The organism is Serratia sp. TMDUHS_CL (genome assembly GCF_037137105.1).
GTDB lineage: Bacteria > Pseudomonadota > Gammaproteobacteria > Enterobacterales > Enterobacteriaceae > Serratia > Serratia nevei.
Map to the genome: position 1 here is coordinate 70,318 of NZ_JBBBDV010000001.1, position 15,150 is coordinate 85,467.

The following is a 15,150-nucleotide window of genomic DNA, read 5'->3' on the forward strand; positions in this document are numbered from 1 at the left end:
TGGCCGGCAGCCTGATGCTGCTGGCCTGTTCTGCAGTGGCGGAGGGGACAATGGGGCAAGAAACCCGAACGGTAGAGAGCGCCTACGCTTATCAGGAAACGCGTCAGCGCATTATCAGCACGGCCGAGCAGAAGGGCGTGACGCTGTTTGCCGAGTTCGATCACGCGAGAGCGGCGCGTGGGCATCATCTGACGATGCCGCCCACCACGGTGCTGGTGCTGGGCAACCCGCTGGCGGGCACGCCGCTGATGCTGGCGCGGCCGGCGTTGGCGCTGGATCTGCCGTTCAGGGTGCTGATTGCGCAAGACGAGCGGGGCAAAACGCAGGTCAGCTACCACCCGGCGGAAAGTCTGAAACGGAGCGCCGGGGCCGACGAACGACAGATCGCGGCGCTGAGGCCGCTGGAGCGGTTAGTTGAGGGCGCAATACGCTGATAGAACGGCGATAAACATCACGAGACGAGGCGACACAATGTACGATTATCAGGCGATTATCATCGGTTTTGGCAAGGCCGGCAAAACGCTGGCGGCCTTTCTGGCCGGGCAGGGATGGTGCGTGGCGATGGTGGAGGCGTCGGCGCAGATGTATGGCGGCACCTGCATCAACATCGGCTGCATCCCGACCAAAACGCTGGTGCACGATGCCGAGCTTCACGGGCCGGGCGAACAGGCGTTCAGCCAGGCGATGGCGCGCAAGCGGCAGGTGACCGGTCTGCTGCGGGAGAAAAACTACCAAAACCTGGCGGGGCTTGAACCGGTCACGGTGATCGACGGACGGGCGGAGTTTATCGATCCGCACCGCATCAGCGTGCAGGGTGCGGCGGGAACGCAGGTGCTGAGCGGCGAGCGCATCTTCATCAACACCGGGGCCGTCAGCCGCTGGCCGGCGATCGACGGGTTGGATCGTTCGCAGCGGAGTTACGACAGCACCGGCCTGCTGCAGTTGACGCAGCGGCCCGCGCGGTTGGGCATTATCGGCGGCGGCTATATCGGGCTGGAGTTCGCTTCGATGTTCGCGCAGTTCGGCAGCGCCGTAACGGTATTCGAAGAGGCGGGCGCGTTGCTCGGCCGGGAAGACCGCGATATGGCGCAGGCGATACAGCAAATCCTGAGCGACGCCGGGGTGAGCTTCACGTTTAACGCCGGCGTGAAGCAGGTGCGCGATGTGGAAGGGGGCGTTGAGGTGGTGCATCAGGGCGGCGTGCAGTCGTTCGATGCGCTGCTGGTGGCGGCCGGGCGCGTGCCGAACACCGCCGGTTTGCAGCTGGCGCGCGCCGGAGTTGAGACGGATGAGCGTGGGGCCGTGCGGGTGGATGCGCAGCTGCGCAGCAGCGTGCCGCATATCTGGGCGCTGGGGGACGTCAACGGCGGGCCGCAGTTTACCTATATCTCGCTGGACGATTTCCGCATTGTGCGCGACAGCCTGTTCGGCGCGGGTAAACGCAGCACGGCCGATCGCGGCGCAGTGCCTTACTCGGTGTTCATCACACCCAGCTTCTCGCGCATCGGCCTCAGCGAAGATCAGGCCCGGCAGCAGGGGCGCGACATTAAGGTCGCCACGCTGCCGGCGGCGGCGATCCCGCGCGCCCGCGTGTTGGGCGACACGCGCGGCCTGCTGAAGGCGGTGGTCGATGCGCAGACCGGCCAGATCCTCGGCGTGGCGCTGCTGTGCCGCGATGCCCACGAGATGATCAACATCGTCAAAACGGCGATGGACGCCGGGCTGCCCTATACCCGGCTGCGCGATCAGCTGTTTACCCATCCGACCATGAGCGAGTCGCTCAACGATCTGTTTGGGTTGATAGGGTAAAGCGGGGCGAGAGGGGCGGCGCAGATGAGTGAGATCTGCGAAGCACCTCTCGTTTATCGCCCTTCGGGGCGGCGGGTTCTGTACTATTGTTTTCTCTTTGCGGCACGTTCCAGGCCGATGGGGCGCTGGGCGCAACGGAGATCACAGATGAACAAACGGGAATTAGAAAGCGCGATTGTCACCGATTTTTCCAAACGCATGAGCTACGGCGACTACCTGTGCCTGGACTCGCTGCTGGACTGCCAGCACCCGCTCTCCAACCCGCCGCATCATGACGAAATGCTGTTCGTGATACAGCACCAAACCTCCGAACTGTGGATGAAGCTGATGCTGCACGAGCTGCAAGCGGCGGTGCGGCTGGTGCAGCAGGACAAACTCAGCCACTGTTTCAAAATCCTTGCGCGCGTCAAACAGATCCAACGGCTGCTGTTCGAACAGTGGGCGGTGCTGGAAACGCTGACGCCGTCGGAATACGTCGAGTTTCGCGACGTGCTGGGCAGCTCGTCGGGCTTCCAGTCGCATCAATACCGCTCGATCGAGTTCCTGCTCGGCAACAAGAATGCGGCGATGCTGGCGGTGTTCAGCAGCGATGCGGAAAAACACGCGGCGCTGAAGGCGATCCTCGAAGCGCCGAGCCTGTACGACGAATACTTGCTGTACCTGGCGCGCCACGGCCTGCCGATCCCGCAGGAGTGCCTCGAGCGCGACTGGACGCAGCCCTACCAGCGCAACCCGGATCTGCTGCCGGCGTTCAAAGTGATCTACGACAACCCGCAAACCTACTGGGAAGCCTATGAAATGGCGGAGAAGCTGGTGGATATCGAAGAGAGCTTCCACCTGTGGCGCTTCCGCCATATGAAAACGGTGGAGCGGATCATCGGCTTTAAGTCGGGCACCGGCGGTTCCAGCGGCGTCAGCTTCCTGAAAAAGGCGTTGGACCTGACCTTTTTCCCCGAGTTGCTGGACGTGCGCACCGAAATTGGCGCCTGAAATAACGTGGGAGGATAAGGGCGATGAGCGTGAGGATTATCGATAAGGCGGCGGAGAAGGTGGTGGGGGTCAGAGTCGTGGGGCCGTATCCACAGACGATCCCGCAGGGCTCGCAGCAACTGCTGGCATGGCGGCAGCGCCACGGCGTGCCGTTCGGCAAATGGCTGGTGCTGTATTGGGACGATCCGGCGGAAGTGGCGCCGGAAAAGCTGCGCGCCGACGTGGTGATGAGCGTCGCGGACGATTTTGCGCTGCCGGCGGGCAGCGAGGGCGTTACCGTGCAGACGCTGCCCGCCGGGCAGTATGCGGTTTACCACGTGCGCATCAGCGATGGCGACTTCGAGCGGGTGTGGGGCGAGTTCTATCAGAAGCTGCTGCCGGCCAGCGGCTACCAGCCGGTTGAGGGGGTGAGCTACGAACACTATCTCAACGACTGCGAAGCCGACGGCTATTTCGACCTCGATATTTACCAGACGGTGAAGAAGTGGTGAGGGTGGGTTAATGCGAAGGAAGGCTGAATCGATGAACGGTACAGATTCAGCCCGTTGTTTTGACTCAACGTCGGTGACTTTGCCGCCAGCTCATTCACCTCGTTGCCAAAAGGGGTTACAGCGGCAGCCGGTTTAGCCGGCGCCGCTGCCGCCGCCCGAGAGGCTGCGTTAACCGGCTTTCCCGGCGTACCACTTGGCTACTCTTTAGGGAACAGCTGATCGACGGCGCTCTGGATCGCCGCCTGATGGCCGCCGCCCGGTGCGGCGGTGCGCGCGGCGCCGCCGGGCTGGTTGAGATCCAGCTGGCCGCCGGTATTGATCTCTCCGTCCTCTTTCACCGTGATATTGAAGCTGGTGCCGGTGATGTTGATTTGGCCGTTCGCCAGCAGCTCGATCACGCTTTCGCCACACTCCAGCCGCAGCGATTCGCCGGAGCCGAGGGTAAAGGCGTTAACCACGGCGTCGCTGCGGGTTTTGCCGGTCAGCGCGGAGGCATCGCCTTTGACACCGGTGGCCTGATTGAGCACCACCCGTTTGATCTGGTTGCCGCCCACCAGGTGGGTGTGGTCGTTATCGATGGTGTGGCTCTCATCGTTTTTGACCTGGGTGTCCATGTTGCGTTCCGCCTGGATCCACACCTGTTCGGCGCCGGCCTTGTCTTCGAAGCGCAGGGCGTTGGCGTTGTCGGCGGTGCCGTCCTTGGTGCGGCTCATAAAGCCCATCTGGGTGGCGGCGGCCGGCAGCGCCCACGGCGGCATGCTGGCTTCGTTATAAACGCGCCCGGTGACGATCGGCCGATCGGGATCGCCGTTGATAAAGTCCACCACCACTTCGTCGTTGACGCGCGGGATCTGCACGCCGCCGTAGCCCTGGCCGGCCCAGGCGCTGGAGACGCGCACCCAGCAAGAGCTGCCGTCGTCCTTCGGCCCGAAGCGGTCCCAGTGGAATTTCACCTTGATGCGGCCGTATTTGTCGGTCCAAATCGATTCGCCGGCCGGGCCGACCACCCGGGCGGTCTGCGGCCCGTGGGTTTTCGGCCAGGTGGCCTGCTGCGGCGGGTGCCAGGGCACGTCCGCCGGCAGCACGACGAAGTCGATACGGTGTTCGCTGCTTTGATCGTCGCCGCTGGCATAGCGGTTCTCTTTCAGATGGTAGTTGGCCTGCAGCGTCAGGTACTCGCGGTTGTCGTCGGCGTGCGGGGCGTTATACAGCGTAAAGGTGCTGCCGGGAGCGATGCCCAGCGCGGTGGCGGTGCCCCGGATCTGCTGATGTTCGGCCTGCCAGGCTTCCTGGCGCACGCGGGCGTAGAACTCCCCTTGCTGATGCTCGGTGTAGCGGCCCGGCCAGTCGTAGACGTCAATCTGCCCCGGCGTCGGCGAGACCGGGTTTTGCCGCGCCTGGAACAGCCAGGCGTTCGGCTTGCGGAAATCGTAGTCGTCCAGGCTGTAGATGCCCGGCGTGACGCGATCGGACAACGTCCACTGGCTGATGCCTTCCTCGCTGGTGCTGCCGCCGGACGGCGTCAGGTGATAGGGGATCATCTCGTAGCCGGGATAGGGCTGGTGGTGGTGGGGCGCATCCCCGAGCACCAGCGTGTGTTTGCCCATCTCGTGTTTGAAATAGTAATAGATGCCCTCCAGCTCCATCAGGCGGCTGATGAAGTTGAAGCTGCTTTCGTTGTACTGCACGCAGTAGCCCCACAGGCGATAGTCGCCGGTCAGCTGATCTTCCAGCTGCACGTTGTGCTCCGCCAACAGGGTCTTGACGATCTGCGGCACCGTCTGTTCCTGGAAGATGCGGAAGTTGCGATCCTTGGTCATCGGCCACAGATCCGGCTGCACGTGCAGGCTATACACCGCGTAGCGGGTGCCGCCGATCTCTTCGCTGCTGACGGCGATGGCGGTGATCTTGCCGTTCAGGTAGCGCGGGGCGCTGAGAAAGCCCTGAGTCGGGATCTCCAGCGTCAGCGGTTGGCCGAGCAGCGCTTTGCGATCGAGCCGCGCGTCGGTGCTCAGCAGTTCAATAGAGAAGTCGAAAGGGGTGGAAAGCGCTTCGATGCCGTCCAGTGAGCGGAACAGCAGCTGCTCCTGGCCCAGCGGCGTGTGCGCAATAATGCGATCCAACATGAGAACGTCCTCTGTGATTGACGTCGTGTTCTGCTTACCCCAGCGTTGCAGCGGCCTTGCCGCGCGGCCAATGAGGGTGGGCAGCGGTGCGTCAGTCTCATGAAATAGGGGAAAACCCGCCGCGGCGGGGCTTCAGAACGGAATTAACCGGCGGTGGCTGGATTGACCAGCCAGGTGCCGGCGGTGTCGATGCTGAGTTGCTGCCGGCGGAGCCGATCGTTGTGGCGGATCTCCAGCTGATAACGGCCCGGCGCCAGATTCAGGCTGGCGAAGCCGTTGTCACCCGGCGTTACCTGCTGCGGCTTGCCGTCGAGGCTGACCTGTTCGCCCGGCTGCAGTTTGAAGTACACCAGCGCCACCGGCTGCGGTGGTGGCGCCGCCTTTTCTGGTTCCACCGGCGCAGATGGCGCGGTTTGCGGCGCGCTCGGCTGCTCCGTCAGGGTTTTCTGCGCCGGTGACGCCGCGGTGTTTTGCGCCACGGCCTGGGCATCGTCTTTGCCGCCGCTCAGCCAGGCGACGGCGCCGATCACCAGCAGTGCCGCGACGCCGGCGCCGGCCATCATCGGCCGCGAGAATCGGGTGCTGCGCGCGGTAACGGCGCCGGCGGCTGCGGCTGCAGCGGCCGGGTTGGCGGCCACCAGCAGGTTCTCCGGCGCGGCGGCCGGCGTGCTGATGATTTCGTTTTCATCGGCGATCGGCAGATGCAACAGCTCGGCCATTTCATCGATGGTCTGCGGGCGGTCTTCCGGCTTCAGCGCCAGCGCGCGGTCGACGGTGCGCAACAGCTCCGGCGAGTAACCGGCGGGGCGACGCTCGGCCAGCGGCTGATAGCTGTCTTCGATGCTGCGCACCACGCTGACCGGCGGCGGCGAACCGACGATCAGCGTGTGCAGCACGGCGCCCAGCGCGTAGATATCGGTCCAGGGTCCCTGTTCGCCGTCGCTGTTCTCGGTGTACTGCTCGATCGGTGCGAAGCCCGGCTTCAGCATGATCTCCGTTTCGTCCGACAGGTTGCCGATCTCTTTGCGCGCCGACCCGAAGTCCAGCAGCACCGGCAGCTGGCTCTCCTGAATTTGGATGTTATCCAGCGAGATGTCGCGGTGCAGGTAACCTTCCTGATGGATGGTGTTGATGGCGCTGAACAGCGGCGGCAGCAGCCGACGGATCCACGCCTCGTCGATTTTCTCCGGCTGCTGCGCCTGCAGGTTCTTCAGCGTGGTGCCGCTGTAGAACTGGGTGCCCATGTAGGCGGTGCCGTTCTCTTCCCAGAAGCGCAGCACGTGCAGCAGGCCGGGGTGCGAGAAGCGGGCCAGCAGGCGCGCCTCCTGAATAAAGCTGTTCAGCCCGGCCTGGAAGGTTTTGCCGAAGCGCTCGCCGCGCAGCCCGATGCTGAGATCGTCGTTGCGTTTCGCCAGCGAGGTCGGCATGTATTCTTTGATGGCGATGGTGCGTTCCAGTTGGTGATCGTAGGCGCGGTAGACGATGCCGAAGCCGCCTTCGCCGATCGCTTCCTGGATCTCGAATTCGTTGAACCGATAGCCGCTCGGCAGGCTGTTCGAATTCGGTTTGGTTATCCCGGTTCCCGACATAGTGATGACTCTCTGTGTTCAAAGGGCCGCCGTCTCGGCGGCCGCGGCGTTATGCCTGAAATTGACAAATGAATTCGTGGTTCTGCAGCGCGATATGCAGCTGGCGATAGCGCTGGTCGTTGGCGCTGCCGGTCAGCAGGGTGTGGCTGATCTGCGGCAGCAGGGTGTTGGTCAGGATGGCGTCGACCATGCGGCCGCCGGACTCCACCTCGGTGCAGCGGCTGACGATCTGCTCGATGACCGCGTCGTCGAAGGTGCAGACGATGTCGTGATTCTCCGCCAGGCGACGCTGGATGCGCCCCAGCTGCAGGCGCACGATGTTGCCCAGCGTGGCGTCGGTCAGCGGGTAATACGGCACCACCAGCAGGCGGCCGAGCAAGGCGGCCGGGAACACCGACAGCAGCGGCTGGCGCAGCGCGCCGCTCAGCGCTTCCGGCTCCGGCAGCAGCACCGGATCGCTGCACAGCCCGGCGATCAGCTCGGTGCCGACGTTGGAGGTCAGGATGATGATGGTGTTGCGGAAATCGATATGGCGGCCTTCGCCGTCCTCCATCCAGCCCTTGTCGAACACCTGGAAGAAGATTTCATGCACGTCCGGGTGCGCCTTCTCGATTTCGTCCAACAGCACCACGCTGTATGGGCGGCGGCGCACCGCCTCGGTCAGCACGCCGCCTTCGCCGTAGCCGACATAGCCGGGAGGCGCGCCTTTCAGCGTCGAAACGGTGTGCGACTCCTGGAATTCGCTCATGTTGATGGTGATGACGTTCTGCTCGCCGCCGTACAGGGTTTCCGCCAGCGCCAGCGCGGTTTCGGTCTTGCCGACGCCGGACGGCCCGGCCAGCAGGAACACCCCGACCGGCTTGTTCGGATCGTCCAGCCGCGCCCGCGAAGTGCGTACCCGGCGGGCGATCAGATCCAGCGCATGGCGTTGGCCGATCACGCGTTGGTTCAGGGTGTCGGAGAGTTGCAGCACCGCCTCAATCTCGTTTTTCACCATGCGGCCCAGCGGGATGCCGGTCCAGTCGGCCACGACCGCCGCCACGATGTTGGCGTCGACGGCGGCGAAGATCAGCGGCGCTTCACCCTGCAGCGCGCTCAGCTGCTGCTGCAGTTCGCCCAGCTGGGCGCGCAGCGCGTCGGCGTCAGGGCGCGCCTGCGTCTCTTCTTCAGTAGACTCTTCTTCCTGCCGGTGCAGCTGGGCGCGCAGTGTGATGATCTCTTGGATCAGCGCCAGCTCCTGTTGCCAGCGGTCGGTCAGCTGTTCCAGCTCCTGGCGTAGCGCGGTCAGCTGGGTTTCAATCTCCTGCGGGCGCAGGGGATCGCCGATGCCCACCTTGGCCTCGCGACGGGCGATATCCAACTCTATCTGCAGCGCATCGATGCGGTGGCGGCAGTCTTCGACCTGGGCAGGCTCGGCATGTTGGCTGACCGCCACGCGCGCGCAGGCGGTATCCAACAGCGCCACCGCTTTGTCCGGCAGCTGGCGGGCAGGAATATAGCGATGCGACAGCCGCACTGCAGCGTCCACCGCTTCATCCAGCAGCAGCACGCGGTGGTGTTGTTCCAGCGGGCTGACGGTGCTGCGCAGCATCAGCAGCGCTTTGTCTTCGCTCGGCTCCTGTACCTGGACCACCTGGAAACGTCGGGTGAGCGCCGGGTCTTTCTCGATGTATTTCTTGTATTCCGACCAGGTGGTGGCGCCGATAGTGCGCAGCTGGCCGCGCGCCAGCGCCGGTTTCAGCAGGTTGGCGGCGTCGCCGGTGCCCTGGGCGCCGCCGGCGCCGATCAGGGTATGAATTTCGTCGATAAACAGAATGATCGGCGTCGGGCTGGACTGCACTTCGTCGATCACCGCCTGCAGCCGTTTTTCAAACTCGCCTTTGACGCCGGCGCCGGCCTGCAGCATGCCGATGTCCAGCAGGCATAGTTTCACGTCGCGCAGCTGCGGCGGCACGTCACCGGCCACGATGCGCAGCGCCAGGCCTTCCACCACCGCGGTTTTCCCGACGCCGGCCTCGCCGGTCAGCAGCGGGTTGTTCTGGCGGCGGCGCATCAGGATATCGATGATTTGCCGGATTTCCTCATCGCGGCCGGCTACCGGGTCGATCTCGCCGTTGCGAGCTCTGGCGGTCAGATCCTGGGCATACTGCGCCAGCACGCTTTCACCGCCGCGCGGTGCGCCGGATACGTTATCGGCGGCGCTTTCCGCCGGCGCATCCAGGGTATTTTCCGCCGAGTGGGCAGTGATGGCGGCGAACTGCTCCATCAACAGATCGGCGTTGATGCGCTCGAACTGTGGGGAAATGGCCTTCAGCAGATGGCGCAGGCTGTAGGTTTTCAGGATGCCGAGCAGCAGGTGGCCGCCGCGGATGCGCGCCGCGCCGAATTTCAATGAGCCATAGACCCAGGCGCGTTCTACCGCGCTGTCGATGTGCTCGGACAGATCGGAGATGGCGCTGGCGCCGCGCGGCAAGCGATCGAGCGCCTCGACGATGTCGCGCGCCAACTGCGCCTCGTCCAGCGCGAAGTGGCGGACGATCTGCTGCAGATCGCCGTCCGGCGATTGCATCAGCTGATGCAGCCAGTGCGCCAGTTCGACGTAGGGGTTACCGCGCAGCTTGCAAAAAGCCGTCGCACTTTCCAGAGAGGTGAATAACAGGCTATCCAGTTTGCCAAATAATACCGAGCGGCTGATTTCAGACATGGTTTTCCTCAGGTCTCAGAGTGGCCTGGCGCCGCAGGGCGCCGGCCGAAATAGGGTCAGAACGGATTTTCCAGCGGTTCAGGGCTGAAGATCAGATCGTCGAGATCGCGTTGCCGCCGATCGTCGGCCAGCCAGCTGCTCAGGCCCAATCGCTGCGCGCCGCCGAGCTGGAGGCCGTGCGCCTGTTCCTTCGCCAGGATCAGACGGACTTCCCAGACGAACTCGATGCCCAGGTATTGGCGCACCCAGTCGCGCAGCTGCCGGCACAGGTCGGCGCCGGGCAGGAAGCGGTCATAGTCCCGCTGCGGCATCGGCCCCAGCTCGATGCGGAATTTGTGCTGAATATCGCGCACCGCGATGCCGAGAAAGGCCGACTCGCCGAGCCGCGGCGCACCGCGCCCGGCCTTGAGCCGCGCCTGCTCGCGCGGTTCCACCCGCAGCCAGTGCGGCACGTTCTCGACGATGCGCACCGGCACCTTGAAATACTGCTGCAAAATCTTGCTCAGGCCTTCCGGATCGCGGCTGTGGCGAATCAGATGACCGGCCATAAAATGTTTGGCGTGGGCGTTGATGCTGTCGCGTTCCTGCTGCGCCGGCTGGCCGATGCCTATCAGGCTCGACAGGTATTCGTCGAAGCGCCGGTTGTCCGGGCGATCCAGCGACACCGTCGGCTGCGCGTCGGCCCAGGCGCGGTAAAACAGCAGCGTCAGCCGGTGATGGAACAGATTGGTGAACGCCAGCAGGGTGGTGTCCTGATGGTGGTACACCCGTTCGCGCACGTATTCGGTCAGGTGCAGCGGCAGCGGCCCGTTGGGGCCGAACAGGCCGAAGCTGAAGATCGAGACGTCGTGCAGCGGGCTGTTGGCGCGCGGCGCCACCTGCGCCAGCGTGGAGGGCGCGAACGACAGCGACGGCTCCTGGCCCAGGCGCAGCATCTCGTGACGCGGCAGCGGCGCGCGCCCCAGCAGGTAGGGTTGGCCGCCCTGGGCGTCGATACGGCGCAGCAGCTGAAACAGATCGTGCTTGTAAGGCGCGCTGCGCAGCCGCGGCCAGAAGTCGTCCGGCAGGCGATACAGCGCGTTGATCTGCGGCGGCGCCAGTTCGGTAGCAATCATCTCCGCGCTCATATCAGCGTCCTTTTGCCCATGCGCGCCTGCCAGTGGGCGATTTCGCCGCGCTGCTGGCTGGAGAGCGTCATCTCGGTGAAGGTGTTCATCGCCACCAGGCGCGAGAACAGGCGCTCCAGCACGCTGCCGAGCAGGTAAGGGCTGTTGCCGGAGAACGCCTGCTCATCGACCGTCAGATCGATGGCGATGCCGCGTGCGAACACGATGGGGCCCGGCTCCGGCACTCGCCGATAGACCGGCCGCAGGTTGCAGTGGCGCACGCCCTGGATCTGTTTGGCGATCGCCGGTTCGCTCAGGTTGCCGTACAGCCCCATCAGCTGGCGCAGGCTGGCGGCGCCCTGTTCCGGATCGCCGTCCATCATGCTGAGGTAGTTCAGCTGCAGCTGGCTGATCAGCCGCCAGGTGATCATGCCTTCGGCCAGCGCCGGGCGCGGCGGAGTGGGGCCTTTGCGCAGCGAGACCTGCTTGATCGGGATCGAGTCGGGCATCACGAAGTTGCCCTGATCCTGTTGCAGCAGCATCAACGGCAGGTCGCGGCTGGTGCACAGCACGTCGGCGGTGAGGTATTTCAGATCGCTGTGCCACGGCGATTGCCGCTCGTCCACCAGCGACACGAACACTTCCGAACCGGCATAGCCGGTGCGGGTGCCGTAGCGGCGGGCGTGCTCCGACAGCGTGCGCTGTTCGCGCCGCAGCGAGAAGTAGGCGCCATAGTTGCCGTCGTCCGCGCTCAGGGTGCTGTAAAACGGCCGAAACTCTTGCTCGTAGCGTTTTTCGCTGGCGCTGCCGCCGAGCCGCTGCACCGAGAATACTTCGTAATCCAGCGGCCGGATATTGTCGACCACCAGATGGTATTCGTGGTTTTTTTCGTTGATCGCGATGCGTTCGGCGACCTTCGGAAACAGGTTGATCACCGGCGTGCAGTGCAGCGCCAAATGGGCGGCGTCGACCACCCGTTCCAGCGCGGCGTCGTGCCGATCCAGCAGCACCACGATCTCGAACTGGCGCAGCGCCTTTTTCCCTTCGCGCACGCTTTGCAGCAGCGGGCGCAGGCCGTTGACGCTGAAGAACTGGAAGCGTGCCGGGAAGGCGAAATATTCCTGCAGCAGCCGGTAGCCTTCGAAGTTGCGCAGGTCGTTGGGCAGCAGCGCCTGTTCGGCGGCGAAGCCCTCCTGCCGCAGCCCGTCCAGCGCCAGCGCGCGCCGCTGTGGCTGCGCCTCCACCGTTTGGCAGACAAGCCCGACGCTGTGCTGCATCAGCAGTTCCAGCAGCTGCTGCGCCTGCATGTCCGGCCCGGCCAGGTAAAACATCAGCTGGTCCAGCTGCAGGTTGTTGAGCGTCACGCTTTCGTAGCACTCGAGACGAATGCGCAGCGCGCTGACGCAGCCGCTGTGCTGCAGCCCCAGCGAGGCCAGCGGGATATCGGCCGGAATGCCGCCCAGCTCGACGCCGGCGATGCGCACCGGCTGCAGCGTGACGTCATGGGCGGTGGTGTAGCTGCAGGTGATGCCGCTTTTCTTCAGCGTCTGGCTGTCCATCATGGTGCCGCGCGGCACCACGAAGCCGTTGCTGATGTCGCCTTTGCTGCTGTCCGGCTGCAGCTCGGCGATCGCCATCGACGGCGTCGGCGACAGGTAATTGGGGTAGATGATCTCCAGCAAGCGCTGAGAAAAGCGCGGGAACTCGGCGTCCATTTTCAGCTGCACGCGCGAGGTGAGGAAGGCGAAGCCCTCCATCAGGCGCTCGATATAGGGATCCGCCACGTCGATGCCGCGCATGCCGAGACGGCCCGCGACCTTCGGGTACTGTTCGGCGAACTCGGCGCCCATCTCACGCAGATAGGCCAGCTCGCGGTTGTAATAGTCTAAAAGTTTACTGTCCATCGCCTTACCCTATGTCTTTCAGATCGAAGTGGCCGTTTTCCAGATCCACGTCGGTACGGAACAGAAACTCCAGCGGATAGGGCACGCACCACAGGCGGCCCTTGATTTCGATCGACAGCACGTTGTGCAGCTCCAGCGAGCCGGTGTCCGAGATGCAGCGCACCTGCAGCCCCTCGGGCAAAATGCGCGGTTCGAAATGGAGAATGGATTCGGTCAGCGCGCGCTGAATGTCGAGCCATTCGATATCCGACATGCGCTTGCCCGCCAGCGAGGCGATGCCGTAATTCAGGGTGGAGCGCCGCACCTGCGGAAAGTCGCCGAGATCCAGATTGGACTCGCTGTTGACGCAGTTGAACAGCCACTGCAGATCGCGCAGCACCCGGCGGCGCAGCTCGCTGTGCGACACCAGGTTGCGCACCTGTGCTTCCTGCTTTTTCTGCGGTTCGTCGTCGGTCAGCATGTCGAGCAGCACCGGCTGCATTTTGTCGCGCGACGTCAGGCGCTCGCTGTCCTGACGATAGCGATAGCCCTGGCGGCGCAGATCGCCGCCGTCGTAGTGGGGTGGGCGCTTATCGTTCATGTTCAGGCGCTCGCGTCGAAGCTCAGCTGCCGCAGGCTGTGCAGCGGGAATTCGTCGCTTTCGCTGAGCCAGGTCTTCAGGCCCTGCCCCGCATAGTGGGTGCCGTCGCCCAGCGGTTGCCATTCGGTGCGTTTGCCCAGCAGCAGCGCGTCGTCGCTGCCTTCGGCCAGCGGATAACGCGCGGGCAGTTGGCACACCTGTTCGCGGCCGTCGGTGAGGCGCACCAGCGCGTGGCTCCACACCAGATCGATGGCGCTCTGCGGCGCCTGGAACTGGATCGCGGCGATGTTGGCAAACGGCAGCCAGTAGTAAACGCCGTTCAGCGCCAGCTCGCACACCGGCCCGAGGCGGCCGTCACCGTCGGTCAGCCAGTCGAAACTCAGCTGCCGTTCTTGGTCGCCTTCGGCCAGCGTTAACCGCCCGGCGCCGGCCGGGGCGGCCTCCAGCGCTTCGTCACGCAGCGCCTGGGCCTGTTCGGCCGCGCCTTGCGTATCCTGATGCAGCGCCTGCACCATCAGTTTCAGCCAGGGCTGATCCTGCAGCAGCAGCGCCGGCGCGGCCGTACCGGCGAACACCGCCTGGCGTTGCAGTTCGGCGTTGACCGACTGCATCAGCAGCAGCGTGGTCGGTTGGGCGATCGGTTTCAGCGCCTGCCAGGATTTCAGCTGCGCGTTGGCGCGCGTCCAGTTGCCGCTCAGGCACAGCAGTTGCACCAGCGCGGCGCGCAGGTCGGCATCCGCCGGTTTTCCCTTGATCTCGTTTTCGACGGCGGTGATGGCCGCGCCGATCGACTGGCCTTGCAGCATGCTTGCTAATGATTTCACAGGCTTTCCTTATGATCAGTGAGTGGCGCCGTTAACCGACAGGTAGCTGCCGCTGGCGGGATCGACCCGGTCTGCGGCCAGCTTTTCCACCAGCTTGAAGGTCAGCGGAGCGGGGGCGCTCAGCAGCGGTTGCCAGGCGGTTTGCGCCTGCTGCAGGCGCTGTTTGACCTTGTTCTCGTCGGCGGCATCGACGCGCGGCATTTCAACGATCGCTTCGCCGTTGAACGCCCAGGCGTGCAGCTTCGGTTCGAAGCTCAGCAGCAGGAAGCTGCCCGGCGCCTGCGGGTTACCGCCCAGAACCAGCCGTTGGGCGTTGGCGCTGACGACGGTCAGGGCGCGATCGCCGCCGTTGAGCTGCGCCAGCGGATAGCCCTGAAGGAACCACAACGTCGGCGAGAGGGTTTGGCCGCCCTGTTGCAGCGTGACTGCGCCGCTGCCCTGCAGCCAGCCGTCCTCGCCGCAGCGCAGCGCGTCGCCGGCGGGAATGAACAGCGCGCCGCCGTTGGCGTCGTCATGCCAGAAGGTGCGGAAGTGGCAGCCCTGCGGCAGGTTGAAACGCTGAGGCGGCGCGGTGTCCGCCTGCGGAGAGGTCACGGCTACCGCCGCAGGGATCGCCGGCTGCGGCGGGGTTTCCGGCTGCTCGACGGCCTCCTGTTTGACCACCGGTTTCCAGCCGCGCGCTTTGGCGGCTTCGCCGCTGGCCAGCTTTTCACCGCGCTTGTCGGTCAGCGTCCAGGGCAGGTGGCCGGCTTTCGGGCACTGTTTTTCCAACAGATTGCCGACGCGCGGCAGAAAGTCGTTCAGCACCGCCGGATCTTGGCTTTGCGCCGAGACGATGCGCAGCGGGATGCTCTTGCCGCACCAGCTTTCGGGATTGCTGTTTTTGACGTCATCGATAAACACTTCCAGCTTCTGGCTGGGGGAGTAAACCAGGCGATAGTTCATCGCCTGCGCGGTCGGTACCGCCATCAGGGCGACGAGCCCCGGCATCCAATATTTCATAGTGAACCTTGCTGTGAATGTGCGC

12 protein-coding genes are annotated in these 15,150 nt (G+C 64.5%); 4 read left to right on the forward strand and 8 right to left on the reverse strand.

All coding sequences use genetic code 11. From position 1 onward, the window contains the following. Nucleotides 1-50 precede the first annotated feature (50 nt). From WCL58_RS00365 to sbmC, 4 genes are all read left to right on the forward strand, one after another. Complete coding sequence (locus WCL58_RS00365) at nucleotides 51-434, forward strand: DUF302 domain-containing protein (RefSeq protein WP_443004957.1); 384 nt, start codon at nucleotides 51-53, stop codon at nucleotides 432-434. 37 nt (nucleotides 435-471) lie between these two features. Then, nucleotides 472-1,809: a reactive chlorine resistance oxidoreductase RclA gene (gene rclA / locus WCL58_RS00370; protein WP_102984473.1), complete on the forward strand. Its 1,338-nt coding sequence runs from the start codon at nucleotides 472-474 to the stop codon at nucleotides 1,807-1,809. 147 nt (nucleotides 1,810-1,956) lie between these two features. Then, the gene (gene kynA, locus WCL58_RS00375; RefSeq protein WP_025303311.1) at nucleotides 1,957-2,799 is read left to right on the forward strand and encodes a tryptophan 2,3-dioxygenase; all 843 of its coding nucleotides are present in this window, start codon (nucleotides 1,957-1,959) and stop codon (nucleotides 2,797-2,799) included. Between the two features lie 23 nt (nucleotides 2,800-2,822). Continuing rightward, nucleotides 2,823-3,290, forward strand: coding sequence for a DNA gyrase inhibitor SbmC (gene sbmC / locus WCL58_RS00380; RefSeq protein ID WP_041035676.1), 468 nt, complete (start codon nucleotides 2,823-2,825; stop codon nucleotides 3,288-3,290). A 197-nt stretch (nucleotides 3,291-3,487) separates the two neighbouring features. Here the strand turns inward: sbmC and WCL58_RS00385 are convergent, their stop codons facing one another. The 8 genes from WCL58_RS00385 to WCL58_RS00420 form a co-directional block, all read right to left on the reverse strand. Further along, entirely contained in the window at nucleotides 3,488-5,416 is a 1,929-nt protein-coding gene (locus tag WCL58_RS00385; protein ID WP_060439699.1) for a type VI secretion system Vgr family protein, read from the reverse strand. Nucleotides 5,417-5,559: 143 nt separating this feature from the next. Next, on the reverse strand, nucleotides 5,560-7,005 hold the full coding sequence (locus WCL58_RS00390; protein WP_336850285.1) for a serine/threonine protein kinase: 1,446 nt from the start codon (nucleotides 7,003-7,005) through the stop codon (nucleotides 5,560-5,562). 49 nt (nucleotides 7,006-7,054) lie between these two features. Further along, nucleotides 7,055-9,709: a type VI secretion system ATPase TssH gene (tssH, locus tag WCL58_RS00395; RefSeq protein ID WP_336850287.1), complete on the reverse strand. Its 2,655-nt coding sequence runs from the start codon at nucleotides 9,707-9,709 to the stop codon at nucleotides 7,055-7,057. Between the two features lie 56 nt (nucleotides 9,710-9,765). Beyond that, nucleotides 9,766-10,836, reverse strand: coding sequence for a type VI secretion system baseplate subunit TssG (gene tssG / locus WCL58_RS00400; RefSeq protein ID WP_048234377.1), 1,071 nt, complete (start codon nucleotides 10,834-10,836; stop codon nucleotides 9,766-9,768). Further along, nucleotides 10,833-12,719 carry a type VI secretion system baseplate subunit TssF gene (gene tssF, locus WCL58_RS00405; RefSeq protein ID WP_038876747.1) on the reverse strand — a complete coding sequence of 629 codons (1,887 nt, stop codon included), beginning with the start codon at nucleotides 12,717-12,719 and terminating at the stop codon, nucleotides 10,833-10,835. Before tssF ends, tssG begins: the two co-directional genes overlap by 4 nt. A gap of 4 nt (nucleotides 12,720-12,723) precedes the next feature. Then, on the reverse strand, nucleotides 12,724-13,299 hold the full coding sequence (locus tag WCL58_RS00410) for a type VI secretion system baseplate subunit TssE (RefSeq protein ID WP_038876749.1): 576 nt from the start codon (nucleotides 13,297-13,299) through the stop codon (nucleotides 12,724-12,726). A gap of 2 nt (nucleotides 13,300-13,301) precedes the next feature. Beyond that, nucleotides 13,302-14,123, reverse strand: a complete 822-nt coding sequence (locus tag WCL58_RS00415; protein WP_336850289.1) for a type VI secretion system accessory protein TagJ — start codon at nucleotides 14,121-14,123, stop codon at nucleotides 13,302-13,304. A 15-nt stretch (nucleotides 14,124-14,138) separates the two neighbouring features. After that, entirely contained in the window at nucleotides 14,139-15,125 is a 987-nt protein-coding gene (locus WCL58_RS00420) for a type VI secretion system-associated protein (protein WP_070914628.1), read from the reverse strand. Between the last annotated feature and the right edge of the window lie 25 nt (nucleotides 15,126-15,150).